Here is a 16,191-nt window from a genome sequence, read left to right as displayed (position 1 = left end):
GTCGGGCGGCGACGGACCGTATTCGCTTGACATCGGAGGGCATCGAAGGGGACGCGGGTTAGGTCACAGCGGGCCCGCCACGCATCGGTGGGGATGACCGTGTCGCGGGCGTTTGAGCTGCTCAGTCCGGGATGCCAGGGGAACTGTGGATGACCGTCAACCGGCCTGAAACATAGCCGGCAACTAACGGGTTGATAACGGCACCTTTCCGCGCTAGGCGGCTCAGTGTCACAGTGTCAGTCACCTCACAGTCCCTCGTGAGCGCCCTGAGGAGGCTCTACTCATGCGCGGGCATTTCCCGTTCAAGATGGCGGTCGGAGCGACCGCCATAATGTTGTTGGCGGCAGGTTGTAGCGGAGGCGGTGACGAGGCCGAGGCTCAGGGCCTCACGGTCTCCATCGACATCTCCGAGCCGCAGCACATGATCCCGTCCAACTGCACGGAGTCCAGCTGCGCCGAGGTGCTCGCCGGCCTCTACACCCCGCTGGTCGACTTCGACGCGAACAACAACCCGGTTCTGGTGGCCGCCGAGTCGATCGAGTCGACCGACAACAAGGTCTGGACCGTCAAGCTGAAGAGCGGCTACACCTTCCACAACGGTGAGAAGGTCACCGCCGACAGCTACATCAAGGCCTGGAACCACGGGGCGTACGGCCCGAACGGCAACGGCGGCTCCTACTTCCTGGAGCGGATCGAGGGCTACGAGGCCCTCAACCCGGCGGACCCGGACGGCGCCGACGGCCCGCAGAAGGCCCCCGAGCCGACCACGAAGGCGCTGACCGGTCTGGCGAAGGTCGACGAGTCCACCTTCACCGTGACGCTGAAGGAGCCGTTCTCCGGCTGGCGTTCGGTCATGGGCTACACCACGTTCTACCCGCTGCCGGAGGCGGCGTGGGCGTCCGACGGTGTGCTCAAGGAGGACTTCGAGCAGGCTCCGATCGGTAACGGCCCGTTCAAGATGAAGGGCAAGTGGGAGCACGACTCGAAGATCGAGGTCGAGGCCTTCGACACCTATGCGGGCGAGAAGCCGAAGGTCGGTGGCGTCCTCTTCAAGATCTACCAGGAGCAGACCGCGGCCTATGCCGACCTGCAGAGCGGCCAGCTCGACGTGATGACCCAGATTCCGATCGAGAACCTGGCCAGCGCGCCGGCCGAGCTGGGTGACCGGTTCAAGACCAGCCCGAACTCCACCTTCCAGTTCGTGGGCTTCCCGACCTTCCTCGAGCAGTACTCCAAGGTCGAGGTGCGCAAGGCGATCTCCATGGCGATCAACCGCCAGGAGATCACCGACACCATCTTCCGTGGTTCGCAGACCCCGGCGACCTCGTTCGTCTCCCCGGCCGTCGCCGGCTACCGGGAGAACAGCTGCGGCGAGCCCTGCACCTACGACCCGGCCAAGGCCAAGCAGATGTACGAGGCCGCGGGCGGCCCGAAGCAGATCAAGTTCACCTACAACGCTGACGGTGGTCACAAGGCGTGGGTGGACGCGACCTGCAACCAGCTCAAGGCCAACCTGGGTGTGGACTGCGTCGGCGTGGGTGAGCCGAAGTTCGCCGACCTGCTGACCAAGGTCGAGAACAAGGAAGACGTCGGCCTGATCCGGCTCGGCTGGATCATGGACTACCCGCTGATGGAGAACTACCTCGGCCCGCTGTACGGCACCAACGGTTCGTCGAACTACTACGGCTACAGCAACCCGGAGTTCGACAACCTGGTGAAGCAGGGTTCGGCGGCGGCGACGCCGGAGGAGGCCATCAAGCTCTGGCAGCAGGCCGAGGACATCCTGGCCCGCGACATGCCGGTGGTTCCGCTGCGGCTCGGCCAGAACGTTTTCGGGCACTCCGAGAAGGTGAAGAACGTCGAGCTCGACCGGTTCTCGAAGGTCGACCTGCTGAAGATCGAGCCCGCGGCCTGATCTGACCGCTGAGCGGCGAACGGTCCGGTCCTCCCCCCGGTCAGTCCGGGACGGACCGGACCGTTCGTGCGAGTCTCATCGGCCCGACCCCGGGCCGGTGGGGCCGTGCTCGCCACCGTGGGCATCATGGTCCGGCTGCCGTCCAGGCAGCCGCCGATGCTCGTATCGCAGAGGACTTGGGATATGTTCCGCTACTTCGTGCGGCGCGTGCTGCAGGGGGTCCTGACGTTCTTCGGGGCCACCTTCATCGTGTACGCGCTGATGTTCGCCAACCAGGACGACCCGCTCCAGGCGTTGGCAGGTGAGCGACCACTGCCGGATAACGTCCGTCAGGTGCTCACCGAAAGGTATCACCTGGACGAGCCGTTTATCTTCCAATATGGCCATTACATGCGTGGCCTGCTCACCGGGGACTTCGGCATCTCGCTGACCAACCGGAAGATCTCGGAGATGATGGAGCAGGCGTGGCCGGTGACCTTCCGGCTCGCCGTCTACGCGCTGATCATCGCGGTGCTCGTCGCGGTGACCGCCGGTGTCGTCTCCGGCATCCGCCGGGGCGGCCCCTTCGACACCGTCACGCTCTTCATCACGCTGATCCTGCTCTCCTTGCCGATCGTGGTGCTGGCGCCGCTGGCCCGGCTTCTCTTCGGGGTGCAGTTGGGGTGGTTCCCGCCGACATCCGGGGCCGAACCGGGGTTGTACCAGCTCACACTGCCGGCGTTCGTGCTGGCCAGTCTGGTGGTCGCCACCCAGTTGCGGGTGACCCGCGCCTCGGTGGCGGAGAACCTGCGTTCGGACTACGTCCGGACCGCCCGGGCCAAGGGGCTGTCGAAGCGCCGGGTGATCGGCGTGCACGTGTTGCGGAACTCCCTGATCCCGGTGGTGACGCTGATCGGTCTCGACCTCGGTGGACTGATGGCCGGGGCGATCGTGACCGAGAGTGTGTTCAACATCCCCGGGGTGGGCTTCAACCTGTTCCGGGGCATCCGGACCGAGGACGGTCCGCTGGTGGTGGGCTTCGTCAGCATTCTGGTGATCGTCTTCCTGGTCGTGAACCTGATCGTCGACATGTTGTACGCGGTCCTCGACCCGAGGATCCGTTATGAGTGACCAGACCAATCAGCTCAGTGTGTGTGCGTCACGGCGGCGCCGAGCGGGACAGGGTGGCGACGTGAGTAAGCGAGGCGTCCGATGAGTAACGTGGAATCAGTCGCACAGACCCAGGCTGGGGCCAACGGCGGGGCGGGTGACGAGCGGGCGGAGAAGCCCCGCAGCCTGGCCGGCGACGCCTGGCAGGACCTGCGGCGCAACTGGATCTTCTGGGCCGCCCTGGTGCTGGTCGTCCTGGTCGTCACCATGGCGGCCTTCCCGAGCCTGTTCACCTCCGCCGACCCGCGCCTGTGTCAACTCTCCCGGCAGCACGCCGGCCCGAGCGGCAGCGCCATCTTCGGCTACAACTTCCAGGGCTGTGACGTCTACGCCCGGACCATCTACGGCGCCCGCAACTCGGTGCTGATCGGACTCACCGCGACCATCATCAGCGGGATCATCGGGCTCGTCATCGGGATGGCCGCCGGCTACTTCGGTGGCTGGGTCGACGCCGTGCTGGCCCGGGGCATCGACATCGTGCTGGGCATCCCGACCCTGCTGGGCGCGATCGTGCTGGCCCGGCGACTCACCTCCGACCCGGAGAGCTCGGGCTTCTGGGCGGTGGCGCTGACCCTGGGCGTACTGACCTGGACCACCGCGGCCCGGATCATGCGTTCCTCGGTGATCTCGGCGAAACAGCAGGACTACGTGGCGGCGGCCCGGATGCTCGGCGCCGGCCACGCCCGGCTGATGATCCGGCACATCCTGCCGAACGCGGCCGCGCCGTTCGTGGTGGTGCTGACCATCCTGCTCGGCATCAACATCGCCACCGAGGCAACCCTGACGTTCCTCGGTGTCGGCCTGCGCGGCAACGCCATCAGTTGGGGTATCGACATCGCGGTCGCGTCGCCGTTCGTCCGGGAGACCGCCACCCCGCTGGTCTGGCCGTCGGTCTTCCTGGCCGCGACCGTACTGGCGTTCATCATGCTCGGCGACGCGGTCCGCGACGCCTTCGACCCGAGGCTGCGGTGAGTGGAGCCATGACCGACATCAAGGCTGAGATCGACGTCCTGCCGGGGCTGGACTCCAGCGCCCGGCTGCTGGAGGTCGAGGATCTGCACGTCGAGTTCCGCACCCAGGCCGGGGTGGCCAAGGCGATCAACGGCGTCAACCTCGGGTTGGACCCGGGCGAGACGCTGGCGATTCTCGGCGAGTCCGGCTGCGGAAAGTCCGTCACCGCCCAGGCGATCATGGGGATCCTCGACTCGCCGCCCGGCTTCGTCACCGGTGGCGAGATCCGCTACCGCGGCGTCGACCTGCTGAAGCTCTCGGAGCAGGAGCGGCGCAAGGTACGCGCCAACCACATCGCGATGATCTTCCAGGACGCGCTCTCCGCGCTGAACCCGGTCTTCTCGGTCGGGTTCCAGCTCGGTGAACTGTTCCGGATCCACCGGGGCATGTCCCGGCAGGACGCGAAGCGGCGGTCGATCGAACTGCTCGACATGGTCAAGATCCCGGCCGCCCGGCAGCGGATCAACGACTACCCGCACCAGTTCTCCGGCGGTATGCGGCAGCGCGTGATGATCGCGATGGCGCTGGCGTTGGACCCCCGGGTGCTGATCGCGGACGAGCCGACCACCGCGCTCGACGTGACGGTGCAGGCGCAGATCATGAGCCTGCTCGCCGAGCTGCAGCGGGAACGGAACATGGGCCTGATCCTGATCACCCACGACATGGGGGTGGTCGCGGACGTCGCCGACCGGATCTCGGTGATGTACGCCGGCAAGGTGGTCGAGGAGGCGCCGGTCCTGGACATCTACGCCAAGCCGGCACACCCGTACACCAAGGCTCTGCTGGAGTCGATCCCGCGGCTGGACCTGAAGGGCCAGCAGCTCAACGTGATCAAGGGCCTGCCGCCGAACCTGACCCGTATCCCGGCCGGTTGCCCGTTCCACCCGCGCTGTGCGTACGCCCGCGACGTCTGCCGGGCCGACCCGCCGCCGCCGCAGTACGACGTGGCGGCCGGCCGGACCGCTCGGTGCCATTTCTGGACGGAGGTGGTCGGCGATGAGCCAGCCGTCAAGTGACAAGGACGTCGTACTCGAGACCAAGGGGCTGATCAAGCACTTCCCGATCACCCGGGGCATCGTCTTCCAGACGAAGATCGGCGCGGTCCGGGCGGTCGACGGGGTGGACCTGGAACTGCGTCGGGGCGAGACCCTCGGCGTGGTGGGCGAGTCCGGCTGTGGCAAGTCCACCCTGGCCAAGCTCCTGGTCGGGCTGGAGAAGCCGACCTCGGGCGTGATCAACGTACGCGGCCAGGACATGCCGAAGCTGACCGGTGCGGCCCTGCGTCGGGCCCGGCGCAACATCCAGATGGTGATGCAGGACCCGTACACGTCGCTGAACCCGCGGATGACGGTCGGCGACATCATCGGCGAGCCGTTCGACATCCACCCGGAGGTGGCGCCCCGGGGCGAGCGGAAGCGGCGGGTCCAGGAACTGCTCGATCTGGTCGGGTTGAACCCGGAGCACATCAACCGGTATCCGCACCAGTTCTCGGGTGGTCAGCGGCAGCGGATCGGGATCGCCCGGGCGTTGGCGTTGAAGCCGGAGATCATCGTCTGTGACGAGCCGGTGTCGGCGTTGGACGTGTCGATCCAGGCCCAGGTGATCAACCTGCTGGAGGGGTTGCAGGACGAGCTGGGGTTGTCGTACATCTTCATCGCGCACGACCTGTCGGTGGTGCGGCACATCGCCGACCGGGTGGCGGTGATGTACCTCGGGAAGATCGTGGAGATCGGTACCGAGGACGAGATCTACGAGAAGCCGACGCACCCGTACACCCAGGCGCTGCTGTCGGCGGTGCCGGTGCCGGACCCGACGCTGCGGGGACAGCGGGACCAGATCGTTCTCGAGGGTGACGTGCCGTCGCCGGCGAACCCGCCGTCGGGCTGCCGGTTCCGGACCCGGTGCTGGAAGGCGCAGGAGGTCTGCGCCACCGAGGAACCGGCACTGACCACCCGGGAGCATTCGGCACACCCGAGCGCGTGCCACTTCGCGGAGAAGCGCAACGTGGTGCACGCGGTCGAGTAGGCCGGTCAGGCGCTGGTGGGCAGCCTGACCCGGCTGCGCCACCGGTGAGTAGAAACGCCTCCTCATTTGCCCGGGGCGCGGGCCGCCATCCATGCGGCCGGCGTCCCGGGCTCGCGTCTTCCCGGGCTCGCATTTCTTTCCGGACGAGGGCGCGGCGGTTCAGAGCGGGCCGCGACCCGCCCGCAGCAGCAGCAGGGCGAGCTGGGTGCCGTCCGCGCCCAGTTCCTGGCGGAAACGCTCCAGGATCTCCCGCTCCCGGGACAGCACGAGACGGGTGCCACCGGAGGCCATCCGGGTACGGCCCACCTCCTGTGAGATGGCCGCCCGCTCCTTCCAGAGCGCGATCAGGTCCCGGTCGATCTGGTCGATCCGCTCCCGCAGCCCGAGGATGTGTTCCGCCGCCGCCGGCGCCTTGGTGCCTGTCTCGGGCGGCGCGCCGGTGGTCGGTCCGACGGCCTCGACGGATTCCGCGGCCAGTTCTGTGCTCATGGGGTCCTCCCTGTCGGTCCGGTCCCCGGTGTCTGAATCCCGATGCGAAAAGCCCCGGGCTCCAGGAGCCCGGGGCTTTTCGTAGGTCATAGATCAGGCGCGACCCACGGCTGCCGGACTCCCGGAGCCGTAGTAAAAGTAGAACGCGCGATGGATCACGGGTCGAGTATGCCCAGCCGTCGGTGCTTTGGCAAGCGGTTCGGCCAAGGCCGTGACCAGGGGCGCTGTGGTTCGGTGGGGTGGGGGCCGGGTGACCCGCGACGGGATCAAGCCTGACCGCCCAGAGCGGGGCACCCGGCCCCCACCCCGGATCCCCAGGTGGCCCGGGCGCGCCGCGGCGTCACGGCCGGGCCGGGTCGGGTTCGGCGGCGGGGTTGTCCGCCCGACGGCATAGACTCGCGAGGCGATGCAATCACTCTTCGACTCCCCACCGTTCGGGACGCCGGCGCCCGATGTCCCGTCGGCCCAGGGCGCGCCCCGGCCCCGCCCGGCGGGGCTCGATCCGCAGGCCCTGCTGGACGGGCTCAACGGCCCGCAGCGGGACGCGGTGACCCACTCCGGCTCCCCGCTGCTGATCGTCGCCGGGGCGGGGTCGGGCAAGACCCGGGTCCTCACCCACCGGATCGCCTATCTGCTCGCCGCCCGGGATGTGCATCCGGGCGAGATCATCGCGATCACCTTCACCAACAAGGCGGCCGGGGAGATGAAGGACCGGGTCGCCGCCCTGGTCGGCCCGCGGGCCCGGCTCATGTGGGTCTCCACCTTCCACTCCGCCTGCGTACGCATCCTGCGGGCCGAGCACGAGCACGCCGGGTTGAAGTCGACGTTCTCCATCTACGACGCCGACGACTCGCGTCGGCTGATGCAGTTGGTGGCCCGGGAGCTCGACCTGGACCCGAAGCGGTACCCGGCGCGCGGACTGGCCACCCAGGTGTCGAACCTGAAGAACGAACTGGTCGACCCGGAGACGTTCGCCGCCCGGGCGAGCGGGCCGAACGAGCGGGCCGTCGCCGAGGCGTACACGCTCTACCAGCGGCGGCTGACCGAGGCGCACGCCCTCGACTTCGACGACCTGATCATGACCACGGTGCACCTGCTGCAGTCGCACCCGCACGTCGCGGAGCGCTACCACCGGCGGTTCCGGCACGTCCTGGTGGATGAATACCAGGACACCAACCACGCGCAGTACACCCTGGTCAAGGAACTGGTCGGGCACGGTGGCGACATCGAGCCGGCCGAACTCTGCGTGGTCGGCGACGCCGACCAGTCGATCTACGCGTTCCGGGGCGCGACGATCCGCAACATCCTCGAGTTCGAACGCGACTTCACCGACGCCCGGACGATCCTGCTGGAGCAGAACTACCGCTCGACCCAGACCATTCTCAACGCCGCCAACGCGGTGATCGAGCGCAACTCCTCCCGGAAGCCGAAGCGGCTCTGGAGCGAGCAGGGTCTGGGGGAGCAGATCGTCGGGTACGTCGCCGACACCGAGCACGCCGAGGCGGACTGGGTCGGCCGGGAGATCGACCGACTCTGCGACGCCGGGCACGCCCGCCCCGGTGACGTGGCGGTCTTCTACCGCACCAACGCCCAGTCCCGGGTCTTCGAAGAGGTCTTCATCCGGGTCGGTCTGCCGTACAAGGTGGTCGGTGGGGTCCGGTTCTACGAGCGCAAGGAGGTCCGGGACGCCCTGGCCTACCTGCGGGCGGTGGTCAACGACGACGACACGGTGAGCATCCGGCGCATCCTGAACACCCCGCGCCGGGGGATCGGCGACCGGGCCGAGGCGTGTGTCGAGGCGCTCGCCACCCGGGAGCGGATCTCGTTCGGTGCGGCGCTGCGCCGGGCGGCGGAGGCGCCGGGGATCTCCACCCGGGCGGTCAACGCGATCGCCGAGTTTGTCAGTCTGCTCGACGACGTCCGCGTGCTGGCCGGGACCGCGCTGCCGGAGGAGGTGCTGGAGGCGGTGCTCACCCGCTCCGGTTATCTCGCCGAGCTGGAGGAGAGCATCGACCCGCAGGACGCCGGCCGGGTGGAGAACCTCCAGGAACTGGTGAGCGTCGCCCGGGAGTACACCGAACGGGCCGAGGCGCTGGCTGAGGAGGGTGCCCCGGGTGCCACCCTGGCCGGTTTCCTGGAGCAGGTCGCGTTGGTCGCCGACGCCGACCAACTCCCCTCCGATGATCCCGAGCACCAGGGCGTGGTCACCCTGATGACCCTGCACACCGCCAAGGGCCTGGAGTTCCCGGTGGTGTTCCTGACCGGTCTGGAGGACGGCGTCTTCCCGCACCTGCGGGCCCTGGGCGACAACCGGGAGCTGGAGGAGGAGCGCCGGTTGGCGTACGTCGGGATCACCCGGGCCCGGCAGCGGCTCTACCTGTCCCGGGCGGTGACCCGGTCGGCCTGGGGGCAGCCGGCGTACAACCCGCCGTCGCGGTTCATGGACGAGCTGCCGACCGACCTGGTCCGCTGGGAGCGGACCGAGGGGGCGTACACGTCGTGGTCCGGGTCCGGCGGCGGGGTCGGTGGCCGGTCCGGCGCCGCCGAGCGGTCCGGCAACTTCCGCTCTGCCGGCAACACCTTCGGTACGCCGAAGGCGGCCCAGCTCGCCTCCCGGCTGGGTGTGGACGCCAGTCGACTCAGCACCGCGAGCGAGTTGAAGCAGCCGCCCAAGGTCGCGGTCGGGGACCGGGTCAACCACCAGCGGTACGGCCTCGGCCGGGTGCTGGCGGTGGAGGGGCACGGTCCGGGTGCCCGGGCGCAGATCGACTTCGGCGACCAGACGTTGTGGCTGGTGCTGCGGCACGCGCCGATCGACAAGCTCTGAGCCTCGTCGGGGCGGGACGGCGTCTCCGGTCCCGCCCCGGTCCACTGTCCGGTCCCGCGTACGGTCAGCCTGGGCTGGTTCGCTGCCCGAGCCGTACGGTGAGCCCGTCGAGCAGGGCGCGCAGTCCCAGCTCGAAGAGGCGGTTCAGGTCCAGGTCGTAGCCGGTCCGGCGGAAACTGCCCAGCATCCGGGCGAAGGTGGGGTAGGGGCCGGCGGTGGCCAGGGCGCCCATCGCCGGCGCCTGGGTGTCGAGCCACTGCTCGTCGGTGAGCCCGGTGGCCGCTCTCGCCTGTGTCTCCCGTTCGAGGTGCACGGCGAGTCCCTGCACGTGGCTGTAGATCAGGATGCTCACGTCCAGCATGGTTGTCGGGTCGACGCCGAGGCCGTCGAGGGCGCTGAGCATCCGCTCGTTGTGGACCAGCAGGTTCGGCAGCGGCAGGGGGCGGCTCAGCGGCCCGGTCTGGGCCAGCCAGGGGTGGCGTCGGTGTAGTTGCCAGAGCACCCGGGCGCCGAGTTCGAGCCGGTTGCGCCAGTGCGCCGGTGCCGACTCGGGTGGCCGCAGTTCGCCGTACGCCGCGTCGGCCATCAGCAGCACGAGTTCGTCCTTGCTGCCGACGTACCGGTACGGGGACATGGTGGAGACGCCGAGCCGGGCCGCGACCGCGCGCATCGAGAGCGCGTCGAGTCCCTCGGCGTCGGCGATCTCGATGGCGGCGCGGATCACCCGGTCCCGGTTCAGTTCGGCGTCCGGGCGGGCGGTGATCCGGGGCGTCGGCCGCGGGGTGGGGCGCTGACCGGCCAGCTGGGGCGGCTGTCGGGTGGCCGGCTGGCTCGGCTGTCGGCTGGCCGGGGTTGGCTGTCGGGTTGGCTGTCGGGTTGGCGACGGTGGGGTCGGCGCGTCGGGCGTCCCGGCCACCACCGTGCCGACCCGGGGTCGGGCCTGGACCACACCCTGGTCGCGCAGGGCGTTCAGGGCCCGGGTCGCGGTCGCCAGGGCGACGCCCCACTCCCTGGCGATCTGCCGGGTCGAGGGCACCCGGTCGCCGGGGGCGAGTTCACCGGTCCTGATCCGTCGCCGGATGTCGGCGACGATGCGCCGGTACGGCGGTTCTGCCGGCATCCCACACCTCCACTGTTCTGTCCTAGTACAGATGCTAGTCGCAAGTACCAGCGCCGACGGGCTCCTGTGCTAGGACAGAGCGGAAAAACCTTGCTACTGCCCTTGCGTACGCCGTACATTGCTCGGCGGATACAGCGTACAGGGAGGCACGAGATGACATCCGTACTGATCTCCGGGGCAGGGATCGCCGGACCGGCTCTGGCGTACTGGTTGCGTCGGCACGGCTTCGAACCCACTGTGGTCGAACGGGCCCCCGGGCTGCGTGCCGGCGGCCAGGCGGTCGACGTCCGGGGCGTCGCGCTGGAGGTGGTCGACCGGATGGGCCTGGCGGCGCCGCTGCGCGAGGCGCGTACCCGGATGCGGGGCATGTCGGTGCTCGACGGGGACGGCACCGAGCTGATGCGCTCGACCGAGACGGCGCGCAGCAGCGGCCGACTCGACAGCCCCGACGTCGAGGTGCTGCGCGAGGACCTGGTGGAGTTGCTCTACGCGCGGACCCGCGACGACGTCGAGTACCGGTTCGGGGACTCGGTCAGCGAGCTGACCCAGACCGGGGCCGGCGTCGAGGTCCGCTTCGAGACGGGCGAGCGCCGCGGCTTCGACCTGGTGGTCGGTGCCGACGGCCTGCACTCCACGGTACGCCGGCTGGCCTTCGGCCCGGAGCAGCCGTACGTCCACCACCTCGGCATGTACGTGGCGGTCTTCACCACCGAGAACCTTCTCGAGCTGGACAACTGGCAGGTGTGGTTCCAGGACCCGGCCAGCGGGGTCGGCGGCGCCGTCATGTCGGCCCGGGACAACACCCAACTCCGGGTCTACCTCGGCTTCGGGGCGGCGCCGTTGACGTACGACCGCCGCGATCTCGACCAGCAACGACAACTCCTCGCCGACCGGCTCACCGGGCTGCGGTGGGAGGTGCCGAGGCTGCTGAAGGCCATGTGGTCGGCGCCGGACTTCTACTTCGACCAGGTGGCCCAGGTCCGGATGCCGACCTGGTCCCAGGGGCGGGTGTCGCTGCTCGGCGACGCCGGGTACGCCCCGGCACTGCTCTCCGGCCAGGGCACCAGCCTTGGGCTCGTCGGCGCCTACGTCCTCGCCGAGGAACTGGGCCGGCCCGGTGCCGACCATCTCGCCGCGTTCCACCGGTACGAGCGGCGGATGCGTCCGTTCGTGGACGTCAACCAGGCGCTCGCCACCGAGAACCCGGGTGCCGGGCCGGCCGAGGAGTCGGTCGAACGGGCCAAGAACGCGATCGTCCTCGACGCCTGAGCCGCCTCCCCGGCGGTGGTGGCGTACGGATCAGCAGCCGAGGTCCACGCCCCGGGCCCGCATCCAGGGGGCCGGGTCGACCTGGTTCCACAGCCCCTTGTGCACCTCGAAGTGCAGGTGCGGTCCGGTGGCGTCGCCGGTCGCGCCCTCGTACCCGATCACCTGGCCGGCGGTGACCTTCTGGCCGACGCTGACCGCGACCCGGCTCTGGTGGGCGTAGTGGGTGAGGTAGCCGTTGCCGTGGTCGATGACCACCGAGATGCCGTACCCGGTGTAGGCCGGACCGGCGGTCACCACGGTCCCGGCGCCGGCCGCGTGGATCGGGGTGCCGGACGGCATCGCCAGGTCGATGCCGGCGTGCAGCACTCCCCAGCGCATGCCGTAGCAGGAGGTGACCGGGGCGCCGGGCATCGGGTTGACCCAGGCCGGCCGCTTCGGCTTGGCCGAGGTCTTCGTGCTGGTCTTCGCCGCCTTCTTCGTGGCCCGGGGGGTGGCCGGCGCGGCGGCCGCAGCCGAAGGACTGACGGTCGGGGTCGCGGTCGGTACGCCGGGGGTCTCGCGGGCGGACCGGTCGGCCCGGTCGGCGGCGGCGGCCCGGGCTGCCGCCTCGTCCTGGGCGGCCACCGTCACCCGGGTCGGGGTGTCGCCGCCACCGGCGCCGAGCGCCGTCGCGGTCGACACGCCGGCGATCGCCAACCCGAGTAGCCCGACCAGTCCGGCGACCCGGAACCCGCGCTGCCCGGCGATCCGGAACCCGAGCCGTCCGGCGAGTACGCCGGGGAGCCGACGGACCCTCCGGCCGTCCTCGCGCACCCCGGAGGTTCCGCTCGGGTGCGGCGCGGCGGCCTCGGAGGTTCCGCTCGGGTGCGGCGCGGCGGCCTCGGACGGCTTCGCGTCCGTGTTCGTCTCGGGCAGGATCGGGTCGTTCTCCGGCACTGCGGGTCCCTTCACGGTCGGGCCATGGACTCCGGAATCGTGTCCGGGCCGGTGGCGCGCCGCTGTTGTCGGGTCCGGCGTGCGGGCCGAAAAACCGGCGATGACCTGGGGTTTTGTGCCGCAATCGACAACCCTGACCGATCTCCGGGAAAGATCGACTGTGGTCTCCGCTACACCTGTCGATGTGACCGAGGCAACTTCGCCGACCGGTCCCCGGGGGACCGGACAGAAAAAACCGCCCAACCCCGGAGGGTCGGGCGGGAAGCTGGCGTTACCTGGAGTCAGGAGGCGGCTACGTCCGCGTACAGTTCGTCAACCTGTAGCGCGATGTCCACACCGCGTTCCTTCAGGTAGGGGATCGGGTCCGTCGGCTTGCCGTTGACATGCAGCTCGAGATGCAGTCGTGAGCCGTACGAGTGACCGGTGTTGCCGACCAGGCCAAGTTCGTCGCCGGCCTTGACCTCCTGGCCCTCCGAGACCAGCAGCTTGGACGAGTGCCCGTAGATGGACTCGGTGCCGTCCGGGTGCTCGACGATCACGCAGTAGCCGTACCCGCCGAACCAGCCGGCCTTGGTCACCGTGCCGGAGTGGACGGCGTGGTAGGGCGTGCCTTCGGGGGCGGCCAGGTCGATGCCGGGGTGCAGCTTGTCCCACTGCATGCCGTACGGCGTGTTGAGGTCGTAGCCCTCGAGCGGCAGCCGCCAGACGTCGGGTGCCGCGGCCAGGGTGGACTCCAGGCCGCCCCGGTCGTTGTCCCGGGACGACCGCTCCGCGTCGGTGGCGCGGGAGCTGAGGTCCTCACTTGTGGCGGCGGCCTTCTCCAGGTCCGCCAGCGCGGACGGGCTGACCACCTTGGCGTCCGGCAGGGCGCCCGCGCCGAGCGCGACGACACCGGCGCCGACGAAGGCGGTGGTGACAACCGCCGCGTAACGGCTGCGTGGGGGTGTGGGGACGCGACGTCGCCCTCGGTAGCGATCGGGCTCAGACGACAGGCGCTGGCGCACGCACACCCTCCGTTGTCGGATCAGTGTTGCGACCATCGCCGGGGTTCGGAAGATCGTGGTGAACTCCGGCTGACCGCGTTGTCACCGGACCGTGGACCTGATGACAACCGTGGGCCACGGTAACCAACCCCTAGGCGCGCCACAAGTCGCACCGCCAAAATGTCGGTACGCTGTGCGGCTGTCCGTTGCGGAATGCCATATCTCGTAACCTTTTATCAGTGGCCTCGTTAGTTGCGCTCGGTTACGCTCCGTGCAGCAGAGGGTTATCGGAGTGGTCCGGGTCGTCGGGTCGTCGGGGACGATCCCCTAGGGGGTCCGGGGCCGGTCCCCCCAACCCCGGAGCCGCTCTCCGGGCCACTGTCGGGGCCGGGAGTTTCGGGGTCGCGGGCCGTCGGGTTACCGTTCGTTAAGGAAATCCGGCGGTGTCCTGGAAAGGTGTAACGCTGATGAGTTCTCGGATCCGGGTCGTCGTCGCCAAGCCCGGCCTGGACGGGCACGACCGTGGGGCCAAGGTGGTGGCCCGGGCGTTGCGGGACGCGGGCATGGAGGTCATCTACACCGGGCTGCACCAGACACCGGAGCAGATCGTCGAGACCGCGATCCAGGAGGACGCCGACGCGATCGGCCTGTCGGTGCTCTCCGGCGCGCACATGACCCTGTTCCGGCGGGTGCTGGAGCTGCTCACCGAGCGGGACGCGGCGGACCTGGTGGTCTTCGGCGGCGGCATCATCCCGGACGCCGACATCCCGGAGCTGGAACGACTCGGAGTGGCCCGGATCTTCACGCCCGGCGCGACGACCCGGGCGATCGTCGAGTGGGTACGGGCCAACGTGGGACAGCCGGCGGTCAGCTGACCGCCCCGGCCTGAGACCCGGCCGCGCCGCGCGGAGGGGAACCCGCTCCGGGCGGGAAGGGGAGAGGCCGGACGCACCCCTCACACGTCCGGCCTCTCTATGCACGATGCCCCGCCGCCACCCCTCGACCGACAGGGCATCGGCCGCTCCCGTCGTCGCGCTCAGCGCTCCGACACCAGACTCAACGACCACCCCTACCCGGGGTTACGCCGGTCACCGGAAAGTTTTCCCGAGGCCGGCCGGCGGCTGTGCGATACCACACACCGAGCACCCACGTGGATGCCCCCCGTGGTCGTCTCGCTAGGCTGCGCCAGATGGCCTGTTTGTACCCAAGCAGGCGCCAACTCATCAACACGCTGGCGGCGGTGCGCAGGCGCGCCGCGGAGACGGGACGGGACGCGCAATCGTGGACCTGTACGAATACCAGGGGCGTGAGCTGTTCGAGCGGCACGGTTTGCCCGTGCTCGCCGGCGGTGTCGCGACGACCCCCGACGAGGCCCGCGCGATCGCCGAGCGGCTCGGCGGCCGAGTGGTCGTCAAGGCCCAGGTGAAGGTCGGAGGCCGGGGCAAGGCCCTGTTCCGGCGGGGTCAAGCTCGCCGAGGGCGCCGACGAGGCGGTGGCCCGGTCCACCGACATCCTCGGCATGGACATCAAGGGCCACACGGTCAACAAGGTCATGATCACGGTGACCGCCGACATCGCCGAGGAGTACTACTTCTCGTACCTGCTCGACCGGGCGAACCGCACCTTCCTCTGCATCGCCAGCGTCGCCGGCGGTATGGACATCGAGCAGGTGGCCGCCGAGACCCCGGACCGGGTGGCGAAGATCGCCATCGACGCGAACGCCGGGGTCGACGAGGCGAAGGCGCGGGAGATCGTCACCGCCGCACAGTTCCCGGCCGACGTCGCCGAGCAGGTGGTCCCGATCGCGGTACGCCTGTGGCAGGCGTTCGTCGCCGAGGACGCCACCCTGGTCGAGGTGAACCCGCTGGCGAAGACGAAGAGCGGCGAGGTGCTCTGCCTCGACGCCAAGGTCTCGCTGGACGAGAACGCCGGCTTCCGCCACCCCGACCACGAGGCACTGGTCGACCAGGCCGCGGTGGACCCGCTGGAGCAGCGGGCCAAGGAGAAGGACCTCAACTACGTCAAGCTCGACGGCGAGGTCGGCATCATCGGCAACGGCGCCGGCCTCGTCATGTCGACCCTCGACGTGGTGGCCTACGCCGGTGAGTCGTACGGCGGCGTCAAGCCGGCCAACTTCCTGGACATCGGCGGCGGGGCGAGCGCGGCGGTGATGGCGAACGGGCTGGAGATCGTCCTCTCCGACCCCTCGGTACGCAGCGTCTTCGTCAACGTCTTCGGTGGCATCACCGCCTGCGACGAGGTCGCCAACGGCATCGTGCAGGCACTGGCCCTGCTGACCGAGCGGGGCGAGACGGTCGACAAGCCGCTCGTCGTACGACTCGACGGAAACAACGCCGAGGCGGGGCGGGCGATCCTCGACGCCGCCGCCAACCCGCTGGTCGAGCGGGTGGACACCATGGATGGCGCGGCCCGGCGGGCCGCCGAGCTCGCGGCTGCGGGGGTCTGA

The 16,191-nt window shown here is 69.7% G+C and carries 12 protein-coding genes and 1 pseudogene; 9 read left to right on the top strand and 4 right to left on the bottom strand.

The genetic code is table 11. The annotated features are described in order from the left end of the window. The first annotated feature begins 331 nt into the window (after positions 1–331). The 5 genes from ABGB21_RS09590 to ABGB21_RS09570 all read left to right on the top strand — a co-directional run bounded on the left by ABGB21_RS09590 (position 332) and on the right by ABGB21_RS09570 (position 6,100). Entirely contained in the window at positions 332–1,915 is a 1,584-nt protein-coding gene (locus ABGB21_RS09590) for an ABC transporter substrate-binding protein (RefSeq protein ID WP_347653425.1), read from the top strand. A gap of 183 nt (positions 1,916–2,098) precedes the next feature. Continuing rightward, on the top strand, positions 2,099–3,025 hold the full coding sequence (locus tag ABGB21_RS09585) for an ABC transporter permease (RefSeq protein WP_347653394.1): 927 nt from the start codon (positions 2,099–2,101) through the stop codon (positions 3,023–3,025). An 81-nt stretch (positions 3,026–3,106) separates the two neighbouring features. Further along, the gene (locus ABGB21_RS09580; RefSeq protein ID WP_347653395.1) at positions 3,107–4,036 is read left to right on the top strand and encodes an ABC transporter permease; all 930 of its coding nucleotides are present in this window, start codon (positions 3,107–3,109) and stop codon (positions 4,034–4,036) included. Positions 4,037–4,044: 8 nt separating this feature from the next. Then, positions 4,045–5,091, top strand: a complete 1,047-nt coding sequence (locus ABGB21_RS09575) for an ABC transporter ATP-binding protein (protein WP_347653396.1) — start codon at positions 4,045–4,047, stop codon at positions 5,089–5,091. Then, positions 5,072–6,100 carry a dipeptide ABC transporter ATP-binding protein gene (locus ABGB21_RS09570; protein WP_347653397.1) on the top strand — a complete coding sequence of 343 codons (1,029 nt, stop codon included), beginning with the start codon at positions 5,072–5,074 and terminating at the stop codon, positions 6,098–6,100. The genes ABGB21_RS09575 and ABGB21_RS09570 overlap by 20 nt, the downstream gene beginning before the upstream one ends. Before the next feature lie 159 nt (positions 6,101–6,259). Here the strand turns inward: ABGB21_RS09570 and ABGB21_RS09565 are convergent, their stop codons facing one another. Next, positions 6,260–6,589, bottom strand: a complete 330-nt coding sequence (locus ABGB21_RS09565) for a chorismate mutase (protein ID WP_347653398.1) — start codon at positions 6,587–6,589, stop codon at positions 6,260–6,262. A gap of 406 nt (positions 6,590–6,995) precedes the next feature. On the opposite strand from ABGB21_RS09565, the gene pcrA reads away from it, so the two are divergent. Beyond that, positions 6,996–9,416, top strand: coding sequence for a DNA helicase PcrA (gene pcrA / locus ABGB21_RS09560; protein ID WP_347653399.1), 2,421 nt, complete (start codon positions 6,996–6,998; stop codon positions 9,414–9,416). Positions 9,417–9,480: 64 nt separating this feature from the next. Here the strand turns inward: pcrA and ABGB21_RS09555 are convergent, their stop codons facing one another. Next, positions 9,481–10,536 (bottom strand): GntR family transcriptional regulator, encoded by a 1,056-nt coding sequence (locus ABGB21_RS09555; protein ID WP_347677368.1) that lies wholly within the window; start codon positions 10,534–10,536, stop codon positions 9,481–9,483. Between the two features lie 153 nt (positions 10,537–10,689). Between ABGB21_RS09555 and ABGB21_RS09550 the strand changes: the two genes are divergently transcribed. Further along, positions 10,690–11,805: an FAD-dependent monooxygenase gene (locus ABGB21_RS09550; protein WP_347677366.1), complete on the top strand. Its 1,116-nt coding sequence runs from the start codon at positions 10,690–10,692 to the stop codon at positions 11,803–11,805. Between the two features lie 30 nt (positions 11,806–11,835). Here the strand turns inward: ABGB21_RS09550 and ABGB21_RS09545 are convergent, their stop codons facing one another. Both ABGB21_RS09545 and ABGB21_RS09540 read right to left on the bottom strand, forming a co-directional pair. Further along, on the bottom strand, positions 11,836–12,552 hold the full coding sequence (locus ABGB21_RS09545) for a M23 family metallopeptidase (protein WP_347653426.1): 717 nt from the start codon (positions 12,550–12,552) through the stop codon (positions 11,836–11,838). Positions 12,553–13,022: 470 nt separating this feature from the next. Beyond that, the gene (locus tag ABGB21_RS09540; protein WP_347653402.1) at positions 13,023–13,745 is read right to left on the bottom strand and encodes a M23 family metallopeptidase; all 723 of its coding nucleotides are present in this window, start codon (positions 13,743–13,745) and stop codon (positions 13,023–13,025) included. 446 nt (positions 13,746–14,191) lie between these two features. On the opposite strand from ABGB21_RS09540, the gene ABGB21_RS09535 reads away from it, so the two are divergent. Together ABGB21_RS09535 and sucC are read left to right on the top strand one after the other, a co-directional pair. Beyond that, positions 14,192–14,599: a cobalamin B12-binding domain-containing protein gene (locus tag ABGB21_RS09535; protein WP_347653403.1), complete on the top strand. Its 408-nt coding sequence runs from the start codon at positions 14,192–14,194 to the stop codon at positions 14,597–14,599. 406 nt (positions 14,600–15,005) lie between these two features. Then, a pseudogene (sucC, locus tag ABGB21_RS09530) lies at positions 15,006–16,191 on the top strand (ADP-forming succinate--CoA ligase subunit beta).

Origin of the sequence: Plantactinospora sp. B24E8, assembly GCF_039871735.1 — a bacterium.
GTDB lineage: Bacteria > Actinomycetota > Actinomycetes > Mycobacteriales > Micromonosporaceae > Plantactinospora.
This window is presented reverse-complemented; position numbering and strand designations above follow the sequence as displayed.